At 36.3% G+C, this 24,159-nt stretch carries 26 protein-coding genes and 1 tRNA gene; 19 read left to right on the top strand and 8 right to left on the bottom strand.

Features of this window, described 5'->3' with window-relative positions:
• The first annotated feature begins 50 nt into the window (after nucleotides 1-50).
• Both H3U49_RS07805 and H3U49_RS07800 read left to right on the top strand, forming a co-directional pair.
• Nucleotides 51-123, top strand: a tRNA-Arg gene (locus tag H3U49_RS07805).
• 141 nt (nucleotides 124-264) lie between these two features.
• A complete protein-coding gene (locus tag H3U49_RS07800) occupies nucleotides 265-705 on the top strand; it encodes a hypothetical protein (protein ID WP_198180886.1) in 441 nt (146 codons plus the stop codon).
• Between the two features lie 167 nt (nucleotides 706-872).
• Here H3U49_RS07800 and H3U49_RS07795 read toward each other — a convergent pair whose 3' ends face one another.
• Nucleotides 873-1,109 (bottom strand): DUF2188 domain-containing protein, encoded by a 237-nt coding sequence (locus H3U49_RS07795; RefSeq protein WP_198180885.1) that lies wholly within the window; start codon nucleotides 1,107-1,109, stop codon nucleotides 873-875.
• 408 nt (nucleotides 1,110-1,517) lie between these two features.
• Here H3U49_RS07795 and wecB point away from each other — a divergent pair, with 408 nt between their 5' ends.
• Nucleotides 1,518-2,660 carry a non-hydrolyzing UDP-N-acetylglucosamine 2-epimerase gene (wecB, locus tag H3U49_RS07790; protein WP_198180884.1) on the top strand — a complete coding sequence of 381 codons (1,143 nt, stop codon included), beginning with the start codon at nucleotides 1,518-1,520 and terminating at the stop codon, nucleotides 2,658-2,660.
• Nucleotides 2,661-2,709: 49 nt separating this feature from the next.
• On the opposite strand, the gene H3U49_RS07785 is transcribed toward wecB, so the two are convergent.
• Entirely contained in the window at nucleotides 2,710-3,243 is a 534-nt protein-coding gene (locus tag H3U49_RS07785; RefSeq protein ID WP_198180883.1) for a GtrA family protein, read from the bottom strand.
• The gene (locus tag H3U49_RS07780; protein ID WP_198180882.1) at nucleotides 3,236-3,682 is read right to left on the bottom strand and encodes a flavodoxin; all 447 of its coding nucleotides are present in this window, start codon (nucleotides 3,680-3,682) and stop codon (nucleotides 3,236-3,238) included. Before H3U49_RS07780 ends, H3U49_RS07785 begins: the two co-directional genes overlap by 8 nt.
• Nucleotides 3,683-3,818: 136 nt before the next feature.
• Between H3U49_RS07780 and map the strand changes: the two genes are divergently transcribed.
• The 6 genes from map to H3U49_RS07750 all read left to right on the top strand — a co-directional run bounded on the left by map (nucleotide 3,819) and on the right by H3U49_RS07750 (nucleotide 10,197).
• Entirely contained in the window at nucleotides 3,819-4,646 is an 828-nt protein-coding gene (map, locus tag H3U49_RS07775; RefSeq protein ID WP_198180881.1) for a type I methionyl aminopeptidase, read from the top strand.
• 5 nt (nucleotides 4,647-4,651) lie between these two features.
• Nucleotides 4,652-5,569, top strand: coding sequence for a YihY/virulence factor BrkB family protein (locus H3U49_RS07770; RefSeq protein ID WP_198180880.1), 918 nt, complete (start codon nucleotides 4,652-4,654; stop codon nucleotides 5,567-5,569).
• 65 nt (nucleotides 5,570-5,634) lie between these two features.
• A complete protein-coding gene (gene galU / locus H3U49_RS07765) occupies nucleotides 5,635-6,528 on the top strand; it encodes a UTP--glucose-1-phosphate uridylyltransferase GalU (protein ID WP_198180879.1) in 894 nt (297 codons plus the stop codon).
• A gap of 146 nt (nucleotides 6,529-6,674) precedes the next feature.
• Nucleotides 6,675-7,823: a thiolase family protein gene (locus H3U49_RS07760; protein WP_198180878.1), complete on the top strand. Its 1,149-nt coding sequence runs from the start codon at nucleotides 6,675-6,677 to the stop codon at nucleotides 7,821-7,823.
• A complete protein-coding gene (locus H3U49_RS07755) occupies nucleotides 7,824-9,050 on the top strand; it encodes a hydroxymethylglutaryl-CoA reductase, degradative (RefSeq protein ID WP_198180877.1) in 1,227 nt (408 codons plus the stop codon).
• Entirely contained in the window at nucleotides 9,034-10,197 is a 1,164-nt protein-coding gene (locus H3U49_RS07750) for a hydroxymethylglutaryl-CoA synthase (RefSeq protein ID WP_198180876.1), read from the top strand. Before H3U49_RS07755 ends, H3U49_RS07750 begins: the two co-directional genes overlap by 17 nt.
• 29 nt (nucleotides 10,198-10,226) lie before the next feature.
• On the opposite strand, the gene H3U49_RS07745 is transcribed toward H3U49_RS07750, so the two are convergent.
• Nucleotides 10,227-10,511 (bottom strand): hypothetical protein, encoded by a 285-nt coding sequence (locus tag H3U49_RS07745; protein WP_198180875.1) that lies wholly within the window; start codon nucleotides 10,509-10,511, stop codon nucleotides 10,227-10,229.
• A 72-nt stretch (nucleotides 10,512-10,583) separates the two neighbouring features.
• Here H3U49_RS07745 and H3U49_RS07740 point away from each other — a divergent pair, with 72 nt between their 5' ends.
• Complete coding sequence (locus tag H3U49_RS07740) at nucleotides 10,584-11,540, top strand: alpha/beta hydrolase (RefSeq protein WP_198180874.1); 957 nt, start codon at nucleotides 10,584-10,586, stop codon at nucleotides 11,538-11,540.
• 245 nt (nucleotides 11,541-11,785) lie between these two features.
• Here H3U49_RS07740 and rlmD read toward each other — a convergent pair whose 3' ends face one another.
• A complete protein-coding gene (gene rlmD, locus H3U49_RS07735) occupies nucleotides 11,786-13,162 on the bottom strand; it encodes a 23S rRNA (uracil(1939)-C(5))-methyltransferase RlmD (RefSeq protein ID WP_198180873.1) in 1,377 nt (458 codons plus the stop codon).
• Between the two features lie 122 nt (nucleotides 13,163-13,284).
• Here rlmD and recX point away from each other — a divergent pair, with 122 nt between their 5' ends.
• Complete coding sequence (recX, locus tag H3U49_RS07730; protein ID WP_198180872.1) at nucleotides 13,285-14,100, top strand: recombination regulator RecX; 816 nt, start codon at nucleotides 13,285-13,287, stop codon at nucleotides 14,098-14,100.
• 8 nt (nucleotides 14,101-14,108) lie between these two features.
• On the top strand, nucleotides 14,109-14,594 hold the full coding sequence (locus H3U49_RS07725; protein ID WP_198180871.1) for a hypothetical protein: 486 nt from the start codon (nucleotides 14,109-14,111) through the stop codon (nucleotides 14,592-14,594).
• Here H3U49_RS07725 and H3U49_RS07720 read toward each other — a convergent pair.
• Entirely contained in the window at nucleotides 14,591-15,052 is a 462-nt protein-coding gene (locus H3U49_RS07720) for a hypothetical protein (protein WP_198180870.1), read from the bottom strand. The genes H3U49_RS07725 and H3U49_RS07720 overlap by 4 nt on opposite strands.
• A 99-nt stretch (nucleotides 15,053-15,151) precedes the next feature.
• On the opposite strand from H3U49_RS07720, the gene H3U49_RS07715 reads away from it, so the two are divergent.
• Together H3U49_RS07715 and H3U49_RS07710 are read left to right on the top strand one after the other, a co-directional pair.
• Nucleotides 15,152-16,024, top strand: a complete 873-nt coding sequence (locus tag H3U49_RS07715) for a hemolysin family protein (RefSeq protein WP_198180869.1) — start codon at nucleotides 15,152-15,154, stop codon at nucleotides 16,022-16,024.
• Nucleotides 16,024-17,595 carry a peptide chain release factor 3 gene (locus H3U49_RS07710; protein WP_198180868.1) on the top strand — a complete coding sequence of 524 codons (1,572 nt, stop codon included), beginning with the start codon at nucleotides 16,024-16,026 and terminating at the stop codon, nucleotides 17,593-17,595. The genes H3U49_RS07715 and H3U49_RS07710 overlap by 1 nt, the downstream gene beginning before the upstream one ends.
• 28 nt (nucleotides 17,596-17,623) lie before the next feature.
• On the opposite strand, the gene H3U49_RS07705 is transcribed toward H3U49_RS07710, so the two are convergent.
• Both H3U49_RS07705 and H3U49_RS07700 read right to left on the bottom strand, forming a co-directional pair.
• Entirely contained in the window at nucleotides 17,624-17,905 is a 282-nt protein-coding gene (locus tag H3U49_RS07705) for a DUF1827 family protein (RefSeq protein WP_198180867.1), read from the bottom strand.
• A gap of 127 nt (nucleotides 17,906-18,032) precedes the next feature.
• A complete protein-coding gene (locus tag H3U49_RS07700) occupies nucleotides 18,033-20,243 on the bottom strand; it encodes an ATP-dependent Clp protease ATP-binding subunit (protein ID WP_198180866.1) in 2,211 nt (736 codons plus the stop codon).
• A gap of 171 nt (nucleotides 20,244-20,414) precedes the next feature.
• On the opposite strand from H3U49_RS07700, the gene H3U49_RS07695 reads away from it, so the two are divergent.
• The 5 genes from H3U49_RS07695 to H3U49_RS07675 all read left to right on the top strand — a co-directional run bounded on the left by H3U49_RS07695 (nucleotide 20,415) and on the right by H3U49_RS07675 (nucleotide 24,141).
• A complete protein-coding gene (locus tag H3U49_RS07695; protein WP_046331841.1) occupies nucleotides 20,415-20,597 on the top strand; it encodes a hypothetical protein in 183 nt (60 codons plus the stop codon).
• Nucleotides 20,598-20,710: 113 nt separating this feature from the next.
• Nucleotides 20,711-20,977, top strand: coding sequence for a phosphocarrier protein HPr (locus H3U49_RS07690; protein WP_034977366.1), 267 nt, complete (start codon nucleotides 20,711-20,713; stop codon nucleotides 20,975-20,977).
• Nucleotides 20,977-22,710: a phosphoenolpyruvate--protein phosphotransferase gene (ptsP, locus tag H3U49_RS07685; protein WP_198180865.1), complete on the top strand. Its 1,734-nt coding sequence runs from the start codon at nucleotides 20,977-20,979 to the stop codon at nucleotides 22,708-22,710. The genes H3U49_RS07690 and ptsP overlap by 1 nt, the downstream gene beginning before the upstream one ends.
• A gap of 202 nt (nucleotides 22,711-22,912) precedes the next feature.
• The gene (spxA, locus tag H3U49_RS07680) at nucleotides 22,913-23,311 is read left to right on the top strand and encodes a transcriptional regulator SpxA (protein WP_034977372.1); all 399 of its coding nucleotides are present in this window, start codon (nucleotides 22,913-22,915) and stop codon (nucleotides 23,309-23,311) included.
• Nucleotides 23,312-23,418: 107 nt separating this feature from the next.
• Nucleotides 23,419-24,141, top strand: coding sequence for an adaptor protein MecA (locus tag H3U49_RS07675; RefSeq protein WP_198180864.1), 723 nt, complete (start codon nucleotides 23,419-23,421; stop codon nucleotides 24,139-24,141).
• Nucleotides 24,142-24,159: the final 18 nt, after the last annotated feature.

Genomic DNA, 24,159 nt, shown 5'->3' with positions numbered 1-24,159 from the left:
CTAAAAAAGTTGGCTTTTATCACTCAAATTTGGTAAAGTTAATCTATTGCGACCCTGTAGTTTATCTGGATAGAACAATGGTCTCCTAAACCGTAGAGGTGAGTTCGAATCTCACCGGGGTCATATAAGGTATAATTTAAATGCAAATTTTACTGCATTTAAATTTATTAGAAAACAGTTGCTAATTTTTTGTAGCAGGATCATTTTCGGCTCTGTCCTGTTTTAAACAGATTGGCTTTTTTAGTTTAATTAGAATTTTTAAAAATGAATCCACACAAAATGTCTTTACCCGAGGTTTTAGATAATTTTCGGGCTCGTAATGTAACTTTTAAATTAAAAGATGGTACTAAAAAAACAATCTTTGTTAATGAAATTGAAGACGAAGATGATGACCAACCTGAAATGATTTTTATGGCTGATGATCCAAAAAATGATGTTTTTATCTCACAAGTAGTTGATGCAATTCCAAGCAGTGCCAATTTTTCTTTAGATATACATCAAATGCCATTCTGTGAATTAAAATTTGTCCTAAAAGGTCAAAAAGTAGAATTTATGCTTAAAGATGGTGCAATTAAAACCTTTTTGGTAACGAATGTTTTAATCAAAAACACAACAAAGACAAACTTTACATTTGTTGGTAACAAAAAAGAAGATAGTATTGATAGTTCAGATATATTAGGGGTAAAAATAATTGCAGACAAATAAAAGTCTGACTATCAAGAAGATAATCAGACCAGAATTTGAAAGATTTGTTATTTATGTAAATATGAATAAAATAAAGTTTATATTTTAGTTTGAGAAATATAGATTAATTAAAATGTCAGAATAGATAAAATATATGAAAATAGTAGTAATAACAATGTATCGATATATTAGCCTGCGGCTTTAGGACTGTCATGACCATATGAATTTTTAAGATTAATACGCCCGTTTCTTTTTTGACTAATTAGTTCGGTCTTTTCCTTTTGTGCCAAACTTTTTGCATATTCTAAAGCGTCAGCTTTGCGGTCAAAAGTTTTAGAGATTTTGTCGCTCCCGGCAATTTTAACAGCCCATTTGTCGCCGTGAGTAGTGACCCAAACATTTTTAGTGACTTCTGCCTTACCCATAATTTATTCACCTCTTTTCAAAATCATTATACAGCGAATTGATATATAAAGTGAAAGAATAAACACTTTTATAAAGTAATTATTTGTTGAATTACTGTTCTAGAGCAATTGCTGCTATATATTTAATATAAAGGCGATTCCAAAATTCGGATAACTAAAAAGATAATTATTATGAATAGGATTAATGCTATTCCAAGTAAAATTCTTTTGCTTTTGACCGTCTTTCTCTTATCAAAACTAAAGACAAAACAAAAAGCTGCTAAAACTATTAACAGACCTGTAATTAGTAATAATTTAAATCCATGATACATTTCTTCACCAACTTTTGTTATTCAATAGTTATTAAACCATAATTAACTTGTTTTTTTGCAGCTAATTTACTAATATATTAATAAAATGGAGGAAATTATGAGCAAAATTAAGGTAATGACGGTTTTTGGTACCAGACCGGAGGCTATAAAGATGTCGCCGTTGGTACAGAGACTAAAAAAAGATAATCGATTTGAGGAAGTTACGGTGGTTACAGCACAACATCGGGAAATGCTGGATCAAGTTCTTAATATATTTAAAATCAAGCCGGAGTATGACTTTAATATCATGAAGAAAAACCAAACTTTAGAGGGCGTCACAGCCAAGGTATTAATCGACATGACAAAAGTCTTAAAAGAAGTTAAACCAGATATTGTCTTGGTCCATGGAGATACAACCACCAGTTTTGCTGCCGGTTTGGCCAGCTTTTATAATAAATGTACCTTAGGTCACGTTGAGGCGGGACTGCGAACATGGAATAAATATTCACCTTTTCCTGAAGAAATGAACAGGCAAATGACTGATGATTTAACTGATCTTTATTTTGCACCAACTGCGGTTAGCAAGCAAAACTTGATTAAAGAAAACCACAATTCTGACAATATTTTTATCACAGGTAATACAGCTATTGATGCTTTGAAAGAAACAGTTCAAGATGATTACCACCATGAGGTTTTAGATTTGATTAAACCCGGAAGCAAGATAATTCTTGTGACCATGCACAGGCGGGAAAATCAGGGTGAACCTATGAGACGGGTTTTTAAGGTGATGAAACAGGTCGTAGACAACAATGATGATGTTGAAATTATTTATCCTGTTCATTTATCACCTAGTGTGCAAAAAGTTGCACACGAAATTTTAGGTAATGATCCGCGTATTCATTTGATTGCCCCTTTAGATGTGGTTGATTTTCATAACTTAGCCAAATTAAGTTACTTCATTATGACAGATTCTGGAGGAGTTCAAGAAGAAGCTCCTGCTTTAAACAAGCCAGTTTTAGTTTTAAGAGATACTACAGAGAGACCAGAAGGTGTTAAAGCTGGTACACTCAAATTAGTGGGAACGCAAGTTGATAATGTCAGAAACGCAATGTTGGAATTACTTGAAAACAAAAAAGTTTACGACCAGATGGCCAATGCCAAGAACCCTTATGGTGATGGTCATGCATCAGAAAGAATAATGGATGCTATTGCCTACTATTTTGCTCAAAATAAGGGTGAAAGACCAGCTGATTTTAAATGAGCCGTCTAAATTTTATTACACAAAAAGCCAAGAAAAATTTTCTTGGCTTTTATTTATCGTTTTTTTCTTTACGTGATTTAATTTTCTCTTTTGCTCGTGCAATCATGGTAGTTTCTTGAGCTTGAAAAACTGATCTCGTAGTCAGGTAATTAAAAATACCCACTAAAATTTGATCAACAATTTTTACTAGCAAGGCATCTAGATGAAGCCAGGACAATCCAACCAACATAATCAAACTGTCAGGGATAAGACTAATAATCCTATAGGTGAAAAAGACGACCAACTTTTGCCAAGTTGAATGCTCCTCATCGACGTTATTGATAAAGACGGCCTTTTGGTTAAATACAAAAGAGGCGAGGTTAGAAACAATAAATGCAATAGTATTTGATACTAAAACAATGCTGTGCCACCATTTATGCAAAATCATAAATACCACAGTGTTGATTAGAGCCGCTATAAAACCAAAGATCATGTAAACAAATAAATTGCGATGTCTTTTGACTACATTTTGTGCTAAGCGGTGAATTTTAGGATCAGACATTGAGTCGAATTTTTGTGAATCCGTTTTCTTATTCTTAACCATTTAATAGATCAGCCATTTCCTTAGCTGCATTATCAATTGCTTTTATATCATCATCATTCGGGGCATTTTCAATTGTAACAGGTTTTGTCACTTCTTTTGCTCCAACTTGCTTAAACATTTTTTCAAAATCAAAAACATTTTCGCAAAAATGATCGGCATACATCATGTCACCGCTACCCATCACGGCAAAATATTTCCCACTTAAGTCTAAATCTTTTAGTTGATCATAAAAGTCTGCAATGTCGTCGGTCATAGTGCCTTCGCCATAGGTATAAGTAATAAAGATGCACAAATCACTTGATAAGTAATCACTGGCGTCAGTAAATTCAGCTTCGCTCGTTTCAACATCAAAGCCCAAATCCTGCAAATCTTCTTCCAGAATATCTGCCATATCTGCATCGTTGCCAGTCATACTTGCATAGACTATTCTAGCTTTCATTAAATTCATACCTTTCACAAAAACTAATTCATCAAAACATTATACCTAATTTTGCGTAATTAATGAAATTCTTTAGTAAACTTTTAAAAAACGCTATAATGTAATCAAACATCATTTAATAGAGGAGAATTTAAATTTGATTACAATTAAATCAATTAGAGAGTTAAAGGGTATGCAGGCTTCAGGCCGATTATTAGCATCAATGTTTGAGGGCCTGCGAGACGTGATTAAACCTGGAATTACCACTTGGTCAATTGAAGAATTTTGTCAAGATTTTGTCAAAAGTCGTGGTGGCAGGTTGTCAGAGCAAGGCTTTGAAGGCTACAAATATGGGACATGTATTTCTGTTAATGATCAAATAGCCCACGCTACGCCACGTAAAGACACAGTTTTAAAAGAAGGCGATTTGGTTAAGGTTGATGTGACTTGCAATCTCAATGGCTTTGAAACAGACTCTTGCACAACTTACCCAGTAGGCAAAATTTCTCAAGCTGATCAGGATTTGATGGATACAACTAAAAAAGCCATGTACTTGGGTATTGATCAGGCAGTTTTAGGTAATCGCATTGGAGACATCGGAGCCGCAATACAGCATTTTGTAGAAGATGAACATCACTATGGCGACGTTAAAGAATTAGTCGGTCATGGCATCCAGCCAAGTATTCATGAAGATCCGGAAGTACCACATTGGGGTAAGGCAGGGCACGGATTAAGACTGCGTGAAGGAATGACTATTACTTGTGAACCAATGGTTGAAGCCGGTGGTGACTGGCGCATTGTAGAAAAAAGCGTTTCTGATCCTAAAGATGATTGGGTCTTTTACGCTACACCGGATGGCTCAAAATCAGCTCAATTTGAACATACTTTTGCAATTACTAAAGACGGTCCTAAAATTTTAACGCTGCAAAAGCCATACGACGGCTACGAAAAGTACTTACCACATTTTGACGAAATGGATGACTAAATTGCATGGGTAAAAAAGCTGAGGCAATCAGGAAACGCTCTTTTTTATTTTATAAAACTGTTTCCTTGAAATTTACTCAAGGTGAAGTTTTGACAAGCGCAATTGCGATTGCTTACTACGTTTTGTTTTCGATATTTCCGTTAATTATTATTATCGGAAATATTTTGCCGTTATTTAATATTAATACTGAACCGATTGCCAGTTATTTAAAACTAATTTTTCCAGATAAAATTGCTAAATTTATTATGCCGATAATTAACTCATTATTGAAAAGAAAATCAAGTGGGTATATTTCATTTGGTATTATATTGGCTCTATGGTCAGTTTCTTCGTTAGTTAATGCTATTAGAATTGGTATGAATCGGGTTTATGGTGTTCGTGCACAAGAATTAAAGCAAAAATGGCAGGTTACTGTTTGGACAAGATCTATTACTATTATGTTGACCAACCTCATGATTATAGTATTTGCCTTGCTTAATTTAACTTTGATTTTTGGTCAGCAGGTGCTGGAATTTCTACGACCAATTTTCTCCTTTTCTGTTGGCGAAATTGAGAAAATTTTTAGTTATCGCTATCCTGTCATTATAATCACGATGATGGGTTCGTTATATTACGTCAATTACTTTTTACCTAACATCAAATTAAAGAAAAAAGTTATTTGGCCAGGTGTTTTTACTACTTTATGCGGGTGGATCATTCTTTCCTGGCTTTTTAGTTTCTATCTGCATCATTTTCGTATTAGCTGGGAAAACTATGGCATTATCGGTACTTTTATTATTTTTATGTTGTGGTTGAATATTTCCTCAATTCTCTTTTTACTGGGGACATGTGTAAATGCTGCAATAGTGACACTAAATTATGGAGAAGTACACTATTCAGTGGGTCGCTTAGCTGAATATATTCAAAGAAAGCGCAGTCATTAAAAATTGGCGCATTCAATTTTATTTTGGTATATTAGTTTTATGATTTTAAAGAAAGCGTAAAAAATATGAAAGTAAGAAAAGCAATTATTCCTGCAGCTGGTCTGGGTACTAGGTTTATGCCGGTAACTAAAGCAATGCCCAAGGAAATGTTGCCGATTGTCGACAAACCAACTATTCAATTTATTGTTGAAGAGGCCAAAAAATCTGGTATTGAAGACATTTTGATTGTCACTGGAAAAAATAAGCGCTCGATTGAAGATCATTTTGACTCCAATCCTGAACTTGAACAAAATCTGCAGGAAAAAGGTAAGACTAGTCTGCTTAAAATGTCGCAAGAAATTACTCACCTGGGAATTAATATTTATTATACTCGTCAGCCTTATCCAGCAGGTTTGGGGGATGCAATTGCCCGTGGACGTAGTTTTATTGGGAATGAACCATTTGTTGTTATGCTGGGCGATGACCTGATGATGGACAAAGAACCGTTAACCAAGCAATTGATTGACCGCTATAACGATACGAATGCGTCAACAATTGCCGTTATGCCGGTACCCCATAAAGAGGTTTATAAATATGGCATAATTGAACCGGATAGTGAAATTGCACCTGGCTTAATAAATGTTAAATCTTTTGTAGAAAAGCCAGAAGTAGACAAGGCTCCGAGTGATTATGCTATTATTGGTCGTTATCTTTTAACTCCAGAAATTTTTCCAATTTTGGCTAAGCAAAAACCAGATAAAGGTGGGGAGATTCAATTAACTGATGCGATTGATACCATGAATAAAACGCAACGCGTTTTAGCCCATGTCTTTAAGGGAACCCGTCACGATGTCGGTAATAAAGAAAGTTACTTGGAAACTTCAATTGAGTATGGCTTAAAACATCCGGAAACTAAGGATGCATTGCGTAAATACATAATTGACTTAGGAAAGAAATTAAAAGAACAAAATCAACAATAACAAATAAATTATGCAATTAAAGGAACCATCATTTAATGGTTTCTTTTTTTATGTAAAATTTTTCTTAATGTCGGACTAATTACTGTCTTCGAGTAGAAAATTTTTGTATCATGCGACTTGAAACTTTTAGCTAGGGGATAGGTTAAATGAAAGATATATACATCGTTGCAGCTAAAAGAACTCCTTTTGGTCGCTATCATGGGTTATGGAGTGAAAAAAATGCAACAGAATTAGGAGAATTAGCCTTAAGAGAAACGTTAAAAAGCATTAGTCTGCCTGCTGAAAAACTGGACGCCTTATTCATGGGTAATGTTTTGGGTGCAAGTTTGGGACAAAATATGGCGCGGCAAATTGCTTTGAATACGGGTATGAGCCCTAAAAGCAGCAGCGTGACAATTAATGAAGTCTGTGGTTCAAGTCTAAAATCTCTCAGACTGGCTCAAGGACAGATGGAACTGGGCGACTTTGATCTGGTAGCTGTTGGTGGTGCCGAAAGCATGTCGAATGCTGTTTATTTAACAGAGGACAAAGAAAAGCCGCATTTTCAAAGTGAAATGCTGCAGAATGGCCTCATTGATGCTTTTTCTCATGAGCATATGGGATTAACGGCTGAAAACGTAGCAGAAAAATATGGAGTTACGCGTACAGAAATGGATGAATATAGTTTAGCTTCTCATCGCAAAGCAGTTGAAATTGTTCAGCAAAACTTTTTTCAAGATGAAATAATTGGCGTAGAAGTAAACGGTAAAATAATCCAGCAGGACGAAACAATTCGAGCTGATACTAATTTACAAGCACTAAGCAAGTTAAAACCTGTTTTTAAGAAAAATGGTTTAGTTACAGCTGGCAATTCTTCGCCCTTAAGTGATGGTGCCAGTATGATTATTTTGGCAAGCGCAGAAAAAGTAAAGGAACTCAAACTGCAACCTCTGGCGCGGTTGGGATCGTTTGCTGAATCTGGTACTGATCCGGCATACATGGGTGTAGCACCATATTTTGCAGTAGAAAAATTATTACAAAAAACAAACAATACCATTAATGATTATGATGCAATCGAAGTTAATGAAGCTTTCGCTGCACCTAGCGTTGTCTTAGCTCGAAAACTCCGAATTCCACCCGCTAAACTAAACATTTTTGGTGGAGCTATTGCACTAGGTCATCCTCTTGCTGCTACCGGAACTCGTTTAGTAGGAACAGCTGTCAATATTATGAATCATATCAATGGTCACAAGGCTTTGGTAACTCTTTGTATTGGTGGCGGACAAGCAATTGCATATGAAATAGAGAAATTTTAAATGAAGTTTTATAAGTTAGCACCAGAAAAAAGACGAGAAATGCTGCGAAAACAAGGAATTAAACTGGATCAAGTTGATTCACAGGTTTTGCATGACTTGGATTTATTAAGTGAAAATGTAATTGGTCAATTACGTTTACCCGTTGGTTTAGCACAAAACCTATTGGTTAATGGTCAAAATTACCAAGTGCCAATGGTGACCGAAGAAGCCTCGGTAGTTGCTGCGGCTAATAATGGCGCTGGTATCGTTGCAAAAGCTGGTGGTTTTACGGCAAGCAGTCAGCGAGACGGTATTTGGGGTCAAATTGTGATGCAGGTGGCTGAAAATTTTGAAGTCTCTAACTTGCAAGAAGTATTGCCTGGTCTTATTAAAAAGACAAATACCTATTTTGCCAGTCTTGTAAGTCATGGCGGTGGAGTCCGTAAAATAGAACTTAAGCAAATAAATGATTTGCTTTATATAAAAGTATTAGTTGATCCCGCGGAGGCGATGGGCGCCAACAAGGTAAATTCTATTTTAGAATTTATGGCAGATGAGTTAGAGGATTTTGCTGGCATTAAACAAAAATTATTTGCCATTTTGTCAAATTATCCTAGCCAAATCACAACGGTCAAGGCTGCAATTCCTGTTAATTTAATTGGTGGAACAGAAACTGCTCGGAAAATTGTTTTATTAAGTCGAATTGGTCAGGACGATCCAATGAGAGCCGTTACCAATAACAAAGGGATTATGAATGGAGTTGATGCTGTTTTACTGGCAACTGGAAACGATACTCGCGCAGTAGAGGCAGCTTGTGGTGTTTTTGCAAGTAAAAAAGGCACCTACGCCAGTCTCAGCAAATGGCAGCTTGAAAATGAAAATCTTATGGGAAAGCTAAGCATTCCCTTGCCAATTGGAACTGTGGGCGGCTCAATTAACACCAGAAAAGATGTTAAGCAAAACTATCGTATTTTAGGCGAAAAAATTACTGCAGAACAATTAGCTAATATTATTGCTGCCATTGGTTTAGCCAATAATTTAGCAGCATTACTGGCAATTTCTACCAAGGGGATACAAGCAGGACACATGAAACTGCAGGCCAGAAATATTGTGGCAGTTTTAGATGCTACTGCTGCCGAGAAAAAAGTTGTATTCCAAAAAATCATAAATAGCAAAAAATACAGTCAATCTGCAGCTAAGGAATTTTTAAAGGAAATAAGAGAGGAAAATAATGCAAGTCGGAATTGATCAAATTGGTTTTTATACACCAAACAAATACGTTGATATGGTAGATTTGGCAAAAGCGCGCAATGAAGATCCTAATAAATTTTTGATTGGTATTGGACAAAATAGAATGAGCGTTACTGATCAGACTCAAGATGCAGTATCAATGGGAATTAATGCAACGCTTAGATATTTAGATCAAATTGAACGTAAAAAAGTCGGTTTATTAATCGTTGGAACAGAAAGCAGTGTTGACCAGTCTAAATCGGCTTCGCTTTTCATCAAATCGGCTTTGGAATTACCGGCAAATGTCAGAACTTTTGAAGTAAAAGAAGCGTGCTTTGGTATGACTGCAGGCATCATGATCGCTCGGGATTATGTCCGCCTCCATCCGCACCATAGCGCAATTGTAATTGGCTCTGATATTGCTCGCTATGGCGTTAACACTGGCGGTGAGGTGACACAAGGAGCTGGCAGCATTAGCACGCTAATTAAGGCTGATCCGCAAATTTTGGCTATCAATAAGGGACACAGCTCATACAGTGAGGATATTAATGACTTCTGGCGTCCTAATGATTCAGCAGTTGCCATAGTTGATGGTAAATATTCTAAAAACGTGTATTTAGACTTTTTTAAACACACATTCAAGGATTATCTTAGACAAACTGGAATAAAAACTAGTGATTTCACAGCATTACTTTATCATTTACCATTTGTGAAAATGGGTTTTAAGGCAAATGAGTGGGCTGTTGCCGATCAGGATGAAAAGACTAAAAAGCGATTGACAGAGAATTTTACTGCTGCAGCTCGTTATGGCAAGGAAGTCGGTAATATTTACACTGCTTCTTTATATTTAAGCCTTTTGAGTTTACTGGAAAATGCTAAATTGCCCGCGAAGGCAAAGATCGGTTTATTTTCTTATGGTTCAGGGGCAATGGGTGAGTTTTATTCAGGACGAATAGTTGAGGGCTATGACAAGAATCTACATAAAAATGCAGATCAAAAAATGATTGCTCGCCGCCAAAAATTAACTATTCCTGAATATGAACAAATTTTTAATCAAGCTTTAGAATCTCCGCAAGATGACATAGAGCTTCAAAGTGACGAACAAACCGGCACCTGGTATTTTGCTGGGACCAAAAACCGTATTCGTCAATATTTGCAAAAATAGTTAGAAAAAGCTGCCAAGCGGCAGCTTTTTTAGGTTAGCCTAACTCCATTTTGATCAGGCAAAATTTGAATACCATAAACAGCAATTCTCTTTTTTTGGTTATAAATAAATATGGGAATACTGCGACCGTGGATATTTTTAACCAAATTAATCAGTTTGCCTTTTGTTAGAGGCTTTTTTCCGGGGAAAAGCAAACATTCACTGCTTGAAATTTTTACTTTTGCCAAAGGAATATTTTTCTGGTTAATAGTCAGATACAAGTTAGTTTGGTTGCTTAAATCATTGGTTAATTGTAATAAGTCTGTTAATCTCATTTTTTATTATTCCTATACAAATTTAAAATGTTATACTATAAGATATTATTTTAGTGAGGGTGGCTGAACTAATTGAAAAAATTAAAACATAAAAAGCTGTGGCTTTCATCAATTATTATTATTTTACTAGTATGCTTATTGTTTACCGGAGCCGGTTACTATTTCTTTAAAGTGGCATGTGTTCCAGGTAAAAAAAGTTTTTTAAGTTCTTCCAGTGATGTGATCAAGAAGTCAGATCCTCTTTACCGTGAAAAAATTTGGTTTAAAAAAACTGCTAAACAAAAGTGGTATATTGAATCCGCTGACGAAAAGTTTAAATTGGATGCGAATTTCATTCCCTATAAAAGTTCCAATAAGACAGCTATTATTTTACCTGGTTATATGGATACGAAGGAGGATATGGGAGAATATGACGCTTTGTTTCACCAGTTAGGCTATAATACTTTAACCCCAGATCCAAGAGCCCAAGGCAAGAGCGAAGGAAAATATATTGGCTATGGTTGGCCGGAAAAAGATGATGTCAAAAAATGGATCTCATATTTATTGCAAAAATATGGCCAGAACCAACAGGTAGTGATATACGGCTTGAGTATGGGTGCGGCAACTGCCATGATGACAAGTGGACTTAAACTGCCTCATCAAGTTAAAGCGTTTGTAGAAGACTGTGGTTATAGCAGCGTCAAGGATGAAATTGAGCATGAAGCAGGAGTCTTGTACAATATGCCTGCCTTTCCTCGTTTTCCACTAGTTGAAATTCTAAGCGGCATTAATAAGATAAAAGTTGGCTATTTCATGGGTAATGCCTCTAGTGTTAAACAATTACATAAAAATCATAGACCAATGCTGTTTATTCACGGCAGCCGTGATAATTTTGTGCCTACTAGAATGGTCTATCCTAATTATAAGGCTACTAGAGGACCGAAGGAAATATGGGTAGCTCCTGGAGCCAAACATGCCAAGTCATTTTCAAAGCATCCCAAAGAATATAAAAGACGGGTAGCAACATTTTTAGTCAAATATGTAAAATAAGCTATGCATTTTATTTGCTAGCGCTTACATTTATTTGCTATTATAAAAGTGTGGTCAAGGTTAACAAGATTTCTATCTCCATAATATGTTTGTTATCTACTTTTGAAATGACAATTTTATCGCGAAGTTTTTATAGTTTTATATATTTGTATATGATGGTTTTATCTCAAAAGAAAATAATCTCAATTGACACCCGATCCACAAAAATAGTTGTCGCTAATTGCGACAACTATTTTGCTTTTTATTTATCTTAAAGTTAGTTTAACGACACATTCACACCTTGGAGTCTGCGGCAACATGTCGACATTTTCAATCAGTCTGACATTGTAAGCTTCAGTCAAAAGGACTAAATCTTGTGCGAGAGTAGATGGGTTACAGGAAATGTAAACAAAGGTTTTAGGTTTTACTCTCAACAGGGTTTTGATCAAGCTTTTGGCCAGACCAGTTCGTGGTGGGTCCACAATCAGCGCGTCAATTGGAATTCCATTTTGAGCTAGTTCAGGTAAAACTTTTTCTACACTGCCCTGAATATAATTAGCATTTTTAATATGATTGAGTTCCACGTTATGATTGGCATCAGCAATTGCTTCAGGAATAGTTTCAATCCCAATAACCTGTTTGACTTGATCTGCCGCTAAAATTCCCAGCGTTCCCACACCACTATAGGCATCAATCAGGGTTTCATCTGGCTTTAAATCTAAAAATTTTAGCGCCCGTGAGTAAAGAGTAATGGTTTGCACCGGATTTAACTGGAAGAATGCTCGCGGTGACAAGGCAAATTTTTTCCCTAAAATTTCATCAGTAATTTGGTTTTTACCTGCTACTTTAGTGGTTTTATTGCCCCAGACTTGAGGATTGCGCCAATCAGTTTCATTTTGAAAAACACTGACTACATCAGGGAGCCTCATAATTTCTTTTGCAAGTTGTTCCAGATTTTTAAGACTGTGGCCCACTGTAATTAGAGTTACTTGAATTTCGTGAGTGGCATAAGCTTGACGAACAACTATAGTTTTAAGTCCGTCAAAGTGACGGTAAGGATCGGCAATTCTAATGTGCAGCTTTTCAACTAGAATTTTAATTTTGCGTTCAGTATCTTGGGTTGCCTGACTTTGCGTTGGCATTTCGGGCAAATCAAAGAGTTCGTGCGAATTAGGGGCAAAAAGTCCTAAGCTAATTTGACCATGTGATCGTTCAATTTGATATTGCGCTTTATTGCGATAATGCCATTCTTCTGGAGCCGGAATGGTCTTTTTGACTTTATACTTGCTGTAACCACGGGGATGAAATTTCTTGAGGGCTTCAAGAACATTGTCCCGTTTAAATTCTAACTGCTTAGGATAAGCTAAATGAGCCAGTTCGAGTCCACCAATTTCTGGATTGACATTAGTGGGAAAAGGTACTCTGTCAGGACTTTTTTCTTTAATACGAACCAGTTCTGCATCAATATAGCGGGGGTATTCTGTAATAATTTTGGCAACAACTACTTCATTAGGCAAGGCACCTGGAATAAAAATTATTTTTTTACGGTAATAGCCGATGCCCTCACCATTAATACCCAGTCTTTTAATTGTAATAATAATATCTTTTTCTTTTGGTTGATTTTGATTAAATTTCTTGTACATAATTTTCTTTCTACAATAAAATATTAAATGTTAATAATTAATTGTACTCCCAGTAAAAAGTATTTAGCAAGAAAGAGCAAAATTTGCTAGCATGGAATTAAGCGAGAGAAAGGTGATTTTTAATGCCAATTATTACTAAAGTCAGCAGTCAGAAAAGACCTGGCCGTTTTAATATCTTTTTAGACGGTAAGTACTCTTTTTCGGCCACTGAACAAACTGTAGCTGAATTCGTGCTCTTAAAAGGGCAGGAACTGTCTGAAGAACAAATTGTGGAAATTAAGCAATTTGATGCTGATGCCAAGGCAACAAATATTGTGGCTAATTATTTGAGTTACGAGCCTCGGACTGTTTTTGAAGTTTTACAATACCTCAATAAACATGGTATTGATAATGAATCTGCCCAGGCTGCGGTTAGTCAGATGACAGAGATGGGCTTTTTAGACGATGCCAAGTACGCCCAATTATTGGTCAGACAAAATCTGCGCATTGGCACCGATGGCCCTCTTAGCGTCAGTAATAAACTAAAGCAAAAGGGAATTGATCCTGAAATAATCGACAATGCTTTAGCCGAAATAGCTGACGATAAATGGCTGGATGCTGGCAAAAGAGTACTCAAATCAATGAAAAGCAAAGTAGGTAAGTTGTCAGAGCGAGAATTGGAACGCAAAATGACAACTAAGTTGTTAAACCATGGCTTTTCCAGTGCTCTGGCAAGTGCAATAATTGGGCAAATGGATTTTGCTCAAAATGATGAAGATCAAATCGCAGCCTTAAAAAAGCAGGGCATAAAAGCATATAAACGTTTTCGCCGCTTACCTGAAAGCCAAAGACAGAATAAAATACGCAATTATCTTTTTACACATGGTTTTGCCAGCAATGAAATTGATGCCTTTCTGGCCGGTGAAATTATTCCTTTAGATGAACTAGCTGAGTATTAGGAGAATTTATGAAAAAACTGCAAGAAAAAATAACATTTGTTGGTCGTCCTTTTCCAGATCAAGTGATGGATGAACAAAAAACTTTTAATCAGGCAAACATGGAAATGGAACAAAATCAAGCTTTTCAAGATTTTATTAGCAAAAACAATTTGAAAAATACTAGGAGCAGCCTAATAGTTTTTGGACCTGAAAACTTTATGTATTGGTATGGTGTCGTTGCACCAAATGATGTTGAAGTTCCTCAAGGCTTAATGAGATTTGTTTTGCCTGAAACTCAAGTAGCAATTGAAGAAAAAACTGATCAAAATATTTCCTTTTTTAGTCAACCTTTAAATGTGGTAATTTCACAGTTTTTAGCTGCTGTTGCGGATGAGGGCATTAAAATTTATCAAAATCCGGGAGATAGTTTAACTCCCTATGTTTTGCAAAACTTGAATTTAGACACAAAAAAACTGACCCAAGAATTATATCTTGAAGACAGTCTTAAAAATTAGTGTTGCTTGGGATCAATTGACAGGTTGTCGTATTCAACATATGCACCCAGACAAGTTGACAAGAGCATAATCAGCATCACAATTCCGACTGATTTACCCACAATTTGGTCAAGTGTTAAAAATTCTCTAACCACAAAAGTAGCAGCAAAACAGAGAATGAAATCCAAAATTACGTTAGCAATTTGCAAAAGGTAGCGTCGTCTGATACTGAAAAAACGTAACAATTGCTTCAAGAAGCCATCGTTTATTTCTACTGCCAGCAAGTCGACCGGTCTTTGAATCGTTGCCTTAATGGCAAACATAATTAAGGCACCGACTGTTGCTCCAATAGTAGTGCGCAAAAGATCAGCCGAATGCAAAACCAAAGCATCATAGCCAATACCAATAATGGTGAGACTACACAGATAGGGAATTAACAGCAGAAAGGTGAAAACAAGTATGACATGACTTTTTTTCATAGTTTGACCTCATTTCTTACGTGCTATTCTAACATATTGTGTGCGTACATGATATAATGTTGGTATTTAATACGTTATTTTAAGAAAGAGAGCAATAAAATGGCTAGCGACCCCGACAAGGGGAATTTATTTGAGCGTTTCAAGAATAAATTTTCCCCTACAAACGATGAAGAAACAAGAGAGCACTTAATTTCAGAAATTGAAGATTTACATAAAAATAAGAAAATTAATGACAATGAATTTTCAATGTTAAATGCAGTTTTGGATTTTCAGGGACGGATGGTACGTGAAGTGATGGTACCCAGAATTGATGCTTTTATGGTTGATTGCCAGGAAAGTTTACAGGATCATCTCAAAGAAATACTGCGTGAACCATATTCCAGAATACCGGTTTATCAACATGATAAAGACAAGATAGTTGGTATCATTCATATTCGTACTGTTTTGCGTAAGGCCTGGGAAAAAGGCTTTGATAAGATTACCTATGATGATGTCATGAATCCGCCACTTTTTGCGCCAGAAACAACCGAACTTAGAGAATTACTAGTTGAGATGCAGCAAACACAGCAGCAATTAGCTATTTTAACCGATGAATATGGTGGGGTGGTCGGAATTGCAACCATTGAGGATATTATCGAAGAGATAGTCGGTAATATTGATGATGAAGTGGACCAAACCGAAGTTTTAGTGCATCAAATTGCCCCTAATAAGTATGTCATTTATGGTAAAATGCCTCTTGATGATTTTAACGAACAATTCGGCACAAATCTGGAAATGGAAGACGTAGATACCATTGCCGGCTACATGATCACTAAATTAGGCATAATTCCTGCCAAAGGAGAAAAACTATCGGTTAAATTAGATAACGGCATGGTTTTAACTACCAGAAGAATGATGCGTTCGAGATTGATGACCGTTTTATTAACTATACCTGAAGAAAAACCTAAGAAGAAAGAAGAACAAAATACTTAATGAGTAATGAACTGTTAGATAAGGTAAATAAAAGAAGAACATTTGCTATCATATCGCACCCAGATGCAGGGAAGACTACGATCACGGAGCAAATGCTTCTTTTTGGTGGTGTGATTCGCAGTGCCGGGACGGTTAAAGCGCGTAAAAGCGGCCATTATGCTACTAGTGACTGGATGGAAATTGAAAAACAACGTGGTATCTCAGTTACCAGCTCCGTCATGCAATTTGAATATCAGGGAAAGAGAATTAATATTCTTGATACTCCTGGGCATGAAGACTTTTCCGAAGATACTTATCGTACTTTAATGGCAGTTGACTCAGCAGTCATGGTGATTGATTCTGCTAAAGGTATCGAACCTCAAACTAAAAAATTATTTAAGGTCGTAAAACAAAGGGGGATTCCAATTTTTACCTTCATGAACAAGTTGGATCGTGACGGCAGACCGCCGTTAGATTTGATTGCTGAACTTGAAGATCTGCTGGGCATTGAAGGTGTGGCCATGAATTGGCCTATTGGCTCGGGCCAAACCTTGCAAGGACTATATGATATCGCTAATAACCAAATTGAAATGTATCATAAAGATGGCCCTGACCGCTTTTTGCCACTAGATAAAGATGGTAAATTGCCAGACAGTGAACCCTTTAGTCAGAACCCGCAGTTTCAAGATACCCTAGGAGAAATTGAATTAATTAAAGAAGCTGGCAACCAATTTGACTTGCAAAAAATTGCTAAAGGTGATCAAACCCCAGTATTCTTTGGTTCTGCCTTAACCAATTTTGGTGTTGAAACTTTCCTGCAAAGCTTTGTCAAAATGGCTCCTGCTCCTGCAAGTCATACAGTTAATGAAACTGAAGACCTGGCTCCTGATGATCCTGAGTTTTCTGGTTTTGTGTTTAAAATTCAGGCTAATATGAATCCGCATCACCGTGATCGTATTGCTTTTGTCCGTATTGGCAGTGGCGAATTTAAAAAAGGCTTGGATGTAACTTTGGCTCGGACTGGTAAACCGATTAGACTTAACAATGCCACCGAGTTTATGTCGAGTGAAAGGATGCAAGTTTCAGATGCAGTTGCCGGGGATATAGTTGGCTTATATGATACCGGTAATTTTCAAATTGGTGATAGCATTTATGCTGGTAAAAACAAAGTGGTTTATCCACCACTACCAGAATTTACTCCTGAATTATTTGTCAGAGTCACTGCAAAAAATGTGATGAAACAGAAATCATTTCATAAAGGAATGGTCCAACTGGTTCAAGAAGGTGCGATTCAGTTATACCAAAATTATCAAACCGATGAGTATATCTTGGGTGCTGTTGGTCAATTGCAATTTGAAGTTTTCAAATTCAGAATGAAAAATGAGTACAATTCAGACGTTGAGATGACCAATATTGGTCATCGCGTAGCGCGCTGGATTGCTCCTGAACAGCTTGATCCAGCTATGGCAAATAGCCGAAATCTGCTAGTTAAAGATCGTTATGGTCAACCACTATTTTTGTTTGAAAATCAATTTGCAGAGCGGTTTTTCAAAGACAAATATCCTGATGTTAAACTAACTGAAAAGTTGTAATAAAAAACTGGCATTGAAGCCAGTTTTTTTATTTATCAATATGGATTTCAATGACATGTTGACTTTTATCAAAGGTCAACATATATGAAGGGTCTTTTTCTTTAATTAAGCGTTCAATCACAAAATCTGTTTCCTCTTTGCGCACTCGGCGATTGTGATTTTCCAAAACAATTCCGATCGCTTTATCACTTTCGGTGTAGATAACAGAGGTATTACCCAAAGAGTAAACCTTAACATAATTTACATTGGTCGAATTTAATTGACTGTGAACTAGGTCCCTATAGCTATTGGTTACATCTATTAAATGCATGGATTTCACCCGTTTCTTCTAGTAGTTCTTTTTATTTTAGTATACAACTTATCAACACTTTTTTCTTTAATAAAAAGCATGATTATTATTATCTGTAATAATCATGCTTAATGAAGAGTTACTTTAACTAATTATTTGTAGTTTGATCAACTGACTCACTGGCACTGTTTTCATTAGTATCTTCACTAATGATAATTTGATTATCAGAAACACTGGCAAGTAAGTTCTTGGCAGTTGGATGATCAAGTTTGTAGTCAGCAACCTTGTCTTCAATTTCCTCCTGAATAGTTCTACGTAATGGTCTTGCACCCATAGCAGGATTGTAACCTTCCTCAACTAGTTTCTTCTTAGCATCTTCACTAACCGTGATTTGTAAACCTTGGTTCTTAACCATGTCGTTAACATCGGTGAGCATTAAGTTGACAATTTTCACTAAGTCGTCCTTAGTTAATTCGTTGAATTCGATCACGTCATCTAAACGGTTTAAGAATTCAGGCTTAAAGAATTGACTCATTGAGTTTCTAGCAGTATCAGGTTTATCTTTAGCATTTTCAGCAGCAAAACCTACACTGGCATTTTTAATACCCTGACCAGCATTAGAAGTCATGATAATAATTGTATCTTTGAATGATACCGTTCTGCCTTGAGAATCGGTCAAGCGACCATCATCTAATATCTGCAGGAAAAGATTCATAACAGCTGGATCGGCTTTTTCAATTTCGTCCAGCAAGATCAAACTATACGGATGACGACGTACACGTTCAGTTAATTGACCAGCTTCTTCATAGCCGACATAACCAGGTGCCGAACCAATCAATTTGGAAACTGAATATGATTCCATATATTCTGACATATCGAAACGAATTAGAGCATTTTCTGAACCAAACATTTGCTTGGCCAACTGTTTAGCCAGTTCAGTTTTACCGACACCAGTTGGTCCAACAAAGAGGAAGGAGCCAATTGGACGACCTGACTTATTAAAGCCAATCCGATTACGCCTTATTGCTCGTGCCAGCTTGTCAACAGCTTTATCTTGACCGATGACATGTGCTTTCAAATTTGGTGCCAAGTTTTGTAACTGGTTTTCTTCCTGCTTTTGTAAATCGCCAACGGGGATGCCAGTTTTTTCTTCCACGATCTTATTCATAATTTTACTAGTGATCACTGGCGATTTATCCGGATCAACCTTTTGGTCTTTCATCTTATTATATTTTTCAATTTGATCGCGGTAGTAGGCAGCTTTTTCATAATCTTCGTTCTTTAAGGATTCCTGCTTTAGTTTTTGGGCTGCATCAATCCGTTCTTTCATTTTATCTTTATCAACATATGGAATTGTCAGATTCATGCGTGAACCTGCTTCATCAAGCAAATCGATTGCCTTATCAGGTAAGAAACGATCTTGAATATAACGCTCAGATAGTTCAGCAGCAGCCTTAATGGCATCATCAGTGTAGTGAACGTGATGATAATCTTCATAGCGCTTTTGAATACCCTTTAAGATCTGGATAGTTTCTTTAACCGAAGGCTCTTTAACGTCAACGGGTTGGAAACGTCTTGCTAAAGCAGAATCTTTTTCAATTTCACGATATTCCTTTAAAGTTGTCGCACCAACTAGTTGTAAATCACCACGGGCAAGAGCCGGCTTAATAATATTGCCTGCATCCATTCCGCCTTCAGCATTGCCTGCGCCGACTATTTCGTGAATCTCATCAATAAAGAGAATAATATCATCGTGATTTTCCACTTCTTTAAGAAGTTGCTGCATACGCTGTTCAAATTGACCGCGAATGCCTGTACCTTGCACTAAAGAAACAACATTTAATGATATTATTCTTTTGTCTTGCAGCTTGGCAGGAACCGAGCCATCGACAATTTGTTGGGCCAGGCCTTCAACTACAGCAGTTTTACCGACACCGGCTTCACCAATTAAAACTGGGTTATTTTTTGTTCTGCGGTTTAAAATTTCAATCACACGTGCGATTTCTTTATCGCGTCCGATGACTGGGTCAATCTTGCCCTTTCTTGCCAGTGCAGTTAGATCTGTTCCATATTGATCTAAAAGTGAACGACCACCGCCAGCACCATTGTTTCCATTGGCATTGCCGGGTCCGCCATTACCCATTCTTGGATCTCCTGGGTTTCCAGTGTTGCCACTGTAATTAAACAGGTCACTAAAATCACCAAAAAAGCCATTATTGTCATTATTCATATTAATATTTCCTTGTTGTTTAAGTTGTTGATAACATTGTCCGCATAAATTAATTTCGCGACTTTGTCCATTGACCTTTGCAAATAAGTGAATGGAAGCTGGTCGTTTTTGACAGTTTTGACAAAGCATTGTATTACCGCCTTTCATATCAGTTTACTAAATTATATAATTAGCACTCGGAATAATCAAGTGCTAAAACTTGGATCTTATTATTTGTAAGTATGCTAAATATGCTAAAATACATATAGGCAAAAATCAAAAATGTTGCTGAAATAATATAGGATAAAAGCGGTGGTAAATTTGGATTATCAAAAAATTCTTGAGCAGTTGGCAGATGGTGAACTAGATCATTATGAGGTTGATCCTAAAGATGCTTTTGAATTTCAATCTGCATTAAGGTCTTTTGGTAAAAGGCAAAACATAACGGGAAAGGCCTTGCGGGGCGGTAAAATAATTTATTCGCAGTCCAAGACTGGAGTTTAATGATGTAAACTGTTACATTTATGTTGTCTAATTCACAAAAAAATGATAGTCTAAGTAAGCGAATAGGTATTTACTACCGTTTTGATTTTTTGAATTAAAAGGAGATATATATAATGGAAAAACGCGATTTTCATGTTGTTGCAGAAACAGGTATTCATGCTCGTCCAGCTACTTTGCTAGTACAAGCAGCTTCTAAGTTTGGTTCAGATATCAACTTGGAATACAATGGTAAATCAGTTAACTTGAAGTCAATCATGGGTGTCATGTCACTCGGAGTTGGCAAAAATGCTGACGTTACGATCAGTGCTGATGGTGATGATGAAAAAGACGCAATCAACGCTATTTCTGAAACAATGAAAAAAGAGGGTTTAGCTGAATAATGACCAAGACTTTAAAAGGAATTGCTGCAAGTGATGGTATTGCTGTAGCACCAGCCTATCTCTTGGTTGAACCTGATCTTTCATTTTCAAAAACTACGGTTAGCGATGTTGAAAGTGAATTAGCACGCTATAAGAAGGCAATTTCAGTGTCAACTGCTGAAGTTGAAAAAATCCGTGATAGCGCAAAAAAGAGTTTAGGTGAAGATGAAGCTCAAGTTTTTGAAGCTCACCTGATGATCTTAAATGATCCTGAATTTACTGGTGCCATCGAGAATGAAATTAAGGAACAAAAAGTTAATAGTGAAGCTGCGCTAGACGAAACTGCACAAAAATTTATCAGTATTTTTGAAGGAATGACTGATAACACTTACATGCAGCAACGTGCAGCTGATGTACGAGACGTTTCTAAGAGAATTATGGCTCATTTGCTGGGCAAAGAATTACCTAACCCTGCATCAATTGATCACGAAGTAATTGTGGTAGCTCATGACTTGACACCAAGTGACACTGCTCAATTAAATAAAAAGTTTGTTAAGGGCTTTGTTACTGACATTGGTGGTAGAACTGCGCATTCAGCAATTATGGCTCGTTCTTTAGAATTACCAGCTGTTGTAGGTACTGAATCAATCACAAATGATGTTCAAAATGGTGATACAGTCGCTGTTGATGGCCTGAATGGTGATGTTGTCGTTAAGCCGACTGACAGTGAGATTGCGGAATATAAGCAAAAGAGTGCCGACTTCTTGAAGCAGAAAGCTGAATGGGAAAAATTAAAGAATGAACCATCAGTAACTGCAGATGGTAAAAAATTCACAATTGCAGCTAATATTGGTACGCCAAATGACATGCAAGGGGTAAATGACAATGGTGCTGAGGCTGTAGGTCTTTATAGAACTGAATTCTTGTATATGGACTCAAAGGATTTCCCAACAGAGGATGAACAATTTGAGGCTTATAAGGAAGTTATCGAAGGCATGCACGGTAAGCAGGTTATTATCAGAACCATGGACATTGGTGGAGATAAGCATCTTGATTACTGGGACTTACCAGAAGAAATGAACCCATTTTTAGGTGTACGTGCAATTAGACTTTCACTGCAAAATGAGGATATTTTCCGTACTCAGCTTCGTGCTTTATTACGTGCGTCAGCTTATGGTAAGTTAGGCATCATGTTCCCAATGATTGGTACCTTAAATGAATTACGCAAGGCTAAAGCAATTTTAGCTGAAGAAAAAGACAAGCTAGAGGCAAAGGGCGTTAAAATCGGTTCAGACCTAGAAGTAGGAATGATGATTGAAGTTCCAGCTGCTGCCGTTTTAGCCGACCAATTAGCAAAAGAAGTTGACTTCTTCTCAATTGGTACTAATGATTTAATCCAATATACAATGGCTGCTGATCGTGGTAATGACAATGTTTCTTACCTGTATCAACCTGCAAATCCATCAGTTCTACGTTTAATAAAACATACAATTGATGCAGCTCACGAAAATGGTATTTGGTGTGGCATGTGTGGTGAAGCTGCCGGTGACAGTACCATGTTCCCAATTCTCTTGTCAATGGGCTTAGACGAGTATTCAATGAGTGCTACTTCAATTTTACGAATCAGAAGTTTGATGAAGAAACTTGACACTAATGATATCAAGGAATTAGCTAATAAAGCTTGTTATGTTTCAGAAACTGCTGAAGAAAACGAAAAATTGGTTAGCGATTTAATGAAAAAAGTGAACAATTAAATATATTTTTTAAAAAGGGTACAATTTTTAAAATTTGTGTATCCTTTTTTAATTTCTTTAATCTTTCTTGGTAAAAAATTCACAGAATATTCATTTTTTGAACTTAACATAAGAATATAGTTAATTGTGGAAAACACTACTTACAAAAAAGAAGTAGTATGTTATAATAATTTAGAAAACAATTTAAAGGAGCGTGAAATATATGGTCAACTTATATATATCTCCGAGCTGTACATCATGTCGCAAAGCAAAGGCTTGGTTAAAGAAACATGATATTCCCTTTAAGGAAAGGAATATTTTTTCAGAGCCCTTGACAAAAGACGAGCTGATGCAAATTTTGCGAATGACTGAAAACGGTACGGAAGAAATTATTTCTACGCGTTCAAGAGCCTTTCAACAACTTAAAGTTAATCTTGATGATCTGTCGATAGACCAACTGCTTGACTTAGTGGAAAAAAATCCTAGTTTATTAAGACGTCCAATTATTATGGATGATCGGCGTTTGCAAGTGGGGTATAATGAAGATGAAATTCGGCGCTTTTTACCAAGAAAAGTGCGTCGTCTTGAGCTTGAAGAAATGCAAAAGATAGCTGATTTATAAAATTCAGGTAAGTTTAAAATAAAAGCGTTAGTTTTTAAACTAACGCTTTTATTTTATGAGCAAAGTACGCTACAATAGAACAAAGAATCTGATGGAGGTGAGAACTCATGCAAGTAGATCATATAAACAATAATACGATTCGCGTGAGAATAGGTAAACAAGAATTAGCTAATCGTGGTCTCAAAGTTTTAGATTTACTAGGTGATAAAAATAAAATCCAGCATTTCTTTTATTCAATTTTGGATGAAATTGACACTGATCATTCTTTTAGTCAGGATGCACCGGTAACTTTTCAAGTAATGCCTAATAACGGTGGGCTTGATTTATTAATCACTAAAGTGACAGAGAAAGATCGTAATAATCTTGCCCAATTATTTGATAATGATTTTATTGACAACCATAAAAAGAATAATGATGCTCGTAAATCTTTTCTTGACCTTGAGCCTGAAGATGAAGAAACAGATAAAGATGATTCAAATGAACCAGCAGATTCTTCTCAACCTAAAGTTAAGAAGCAGTTTTGGAAATTGCAGAAAAAGCAGGCATATAGTTTTACTGACCTTGATCAAGTGACTGAATTAGCGGATAGTCTTAAAGCTAATGATTTGTCTTCCAGTCTTTATTTTGAGCGGGGGAAATTTTACTTAGAGCTGATTTTTACTAGTCAAGACTATGCAGAAATAAAGCCCGCTAATGCATGGGCAATTGCAAATGAATATGGTATTAAAGTAAAAACAAGTGAAATGGCTCGTGTACGAACTAATGGTAAATGTTTGCTAACTAATGATGCATTAGATCAACTGCGGCATTATTTTAGCGGTATTAAATAAAATAATATAATAGCTGAA

Origin of the sequence: Lactobacillus sp. W8174 (genome assembly GCF_016100975.1) — a bacterium.
Lineage (GTDB): Bacteria > Bacillota > Bacilli > Lactobacillales > Lactobacillaceae > Lactobacillus > Lactobacillus juensis.
Note: the sequence above shows the minus strand (reverse complement) of the source record. Positions and strands in the feature narration are given on the sequence as shown.

Coding starts and splice junctions, on each gene's coding strand:
- H3U49_RS07800 (WP_198180886.1), top strand. CDS start 265: ATGAATCCACACAAAATGTCTTTACCCGAGGTTTTAGATAATTTTCGG.
- H3U49_RS07795 (WP_198180885.1), bottom strand. CDS start 1,109: ATGGGTAAGGCAGAAGTCACTAAAAATGTTTGGGTCACTACTCACGGC.
- wecB (WP_198180884.1), top strand. CDS start 1,518: ATGAGCAAAATTAAGGTAATGACGGTTTTTGGTACCAGACCGGAGGCT.
- H3U49_RS07785 (WP_198180883.1), bottom strand. CDS start 3,243: ATGGTTAAGAATAAGAAAACGGATTCACAAAAATTCGACTCAATGTCT.
- H3U49_RS07780 (WP_198180882.1), bottom strand. CDS start 3,682: ATGAAAGCTAGAATAGTCTATGCAAGTATGACTGGCAACGATGCAGAT.
- H3U49_RS07770 (WP_198180880.1), top strand. CDS start 4,652: ATGGGTAAAAAAGCTGAGGCAATCAGGAAACGCTCTTTTTTATTTTAT.
- galU (WP_198180879.1), top strand. CDS start 5,635: ATGAAAGTAAGAAAAGCAATTATTCCTGCAGCTGGTCTGGGTACTAGG.
- H3U49_RS07760 (WP_198180878.1), top strand. CDS start 6,675: ATGAAAGATATATACATCGTTGCAGCTAAAAGAACTCCTTTTGGTCGC.
- H3U49_RS07755 (WP_198180877.1), top strand. CDS start 7,824: ATGAAGTTTTATAAGTTAGCACCAGAAAAAAGACGAGAAATGCTGCGA.
- H3U49_RS07750 (WP_198180876.1), top strand. CDS start 9,034: ATGCAAGTCGGAATTGATCAAATTGGTTTTTATACACCAAACAAATAC.
- H3U49_RS07745 (WP_198180875.1), bottom strand. CDS start 10,511: ATGAGATTAACAGACTTATTACAATTAACCAATGATTTAAGCAACCAA.
- rlmD (WP_198180873.1), bottom strand. CDS start 13,162: ATGTACAAGAAATTTAATCAAAATCAACCAAAAGAAAAAGATATTATT.
- recX (WP_198180872.1), top strand. CDS start 13,285: ATGCCAATTATTACTAAAGTCAGCAGTCAGAAAAGACCTGGCCGTTTT.
- H3U49_RS07725 (WP_198180871.1), top strand. CDS start 14,109: ATGAAAAAACTGCAAGAAAAAATAACATTTGTTGGTCGTCCTTTTCCA.
- H3U49_RS07720 (WP_198180870.1), bottom strand. CDS start 15,052: ATGAAAAAAAGTCATGTCATACTTGTTTTCACCTTTCTGCTGTTAATT.
- H3U49_RS07715 (WP_198180869.1), top strand. CDS start 15,152: ATGGCTAGCGACCCCGACAAGGGGAATTTATTTGAGCGTTTCAAGAAT.
- H3U49_RS07710 (WP_198180868.1), top strand. CDS start 16,024: ATGAGTAATGAACTGTTAGATAAGGTAAATAAAAGAAGAACATTTGCT.
- H3U49_RS07705 (WP_198180867.1), bottom strand. CDS start 17,905: ATGCATTTAATAGATGTAACCAATAGCTATAGGGACCTAGTTCACAGT.
- H3U49_RS07700 (WP_198180866.1), bottom strand. CDS start 20,243: ATGCTTTGTCAAAACTGTCAAAAACGACCAGCTTCCATTCACTTATTT.
- H3U49_RS07690 (WP_034977366.1), top strand. CDS start 20,711: ATGGAAAAACGCGATTTTCATGTTGTTGCAGAAACAGGTATTCATGCT.
- ptsP (WP_198180865.1), top strand. CDS start 20,977: ATGACCAAGACTTTAAAAGGAATTGCTGCAAGTGATGGTATTGCTGTA.
- spxA (WP_034977372.1), top strand. CDS start 22,913: ATGGTCAACTTATATATATCTCCGAGCTGTACATCATGTCGCAAAGCA.
- H3U49_RS07675 (WP_198180864.1), top strand. CDS start 23,419: ATGCAAGTAGATCATATAAACAATAATACGATTCGCGTGAGAATAGGT.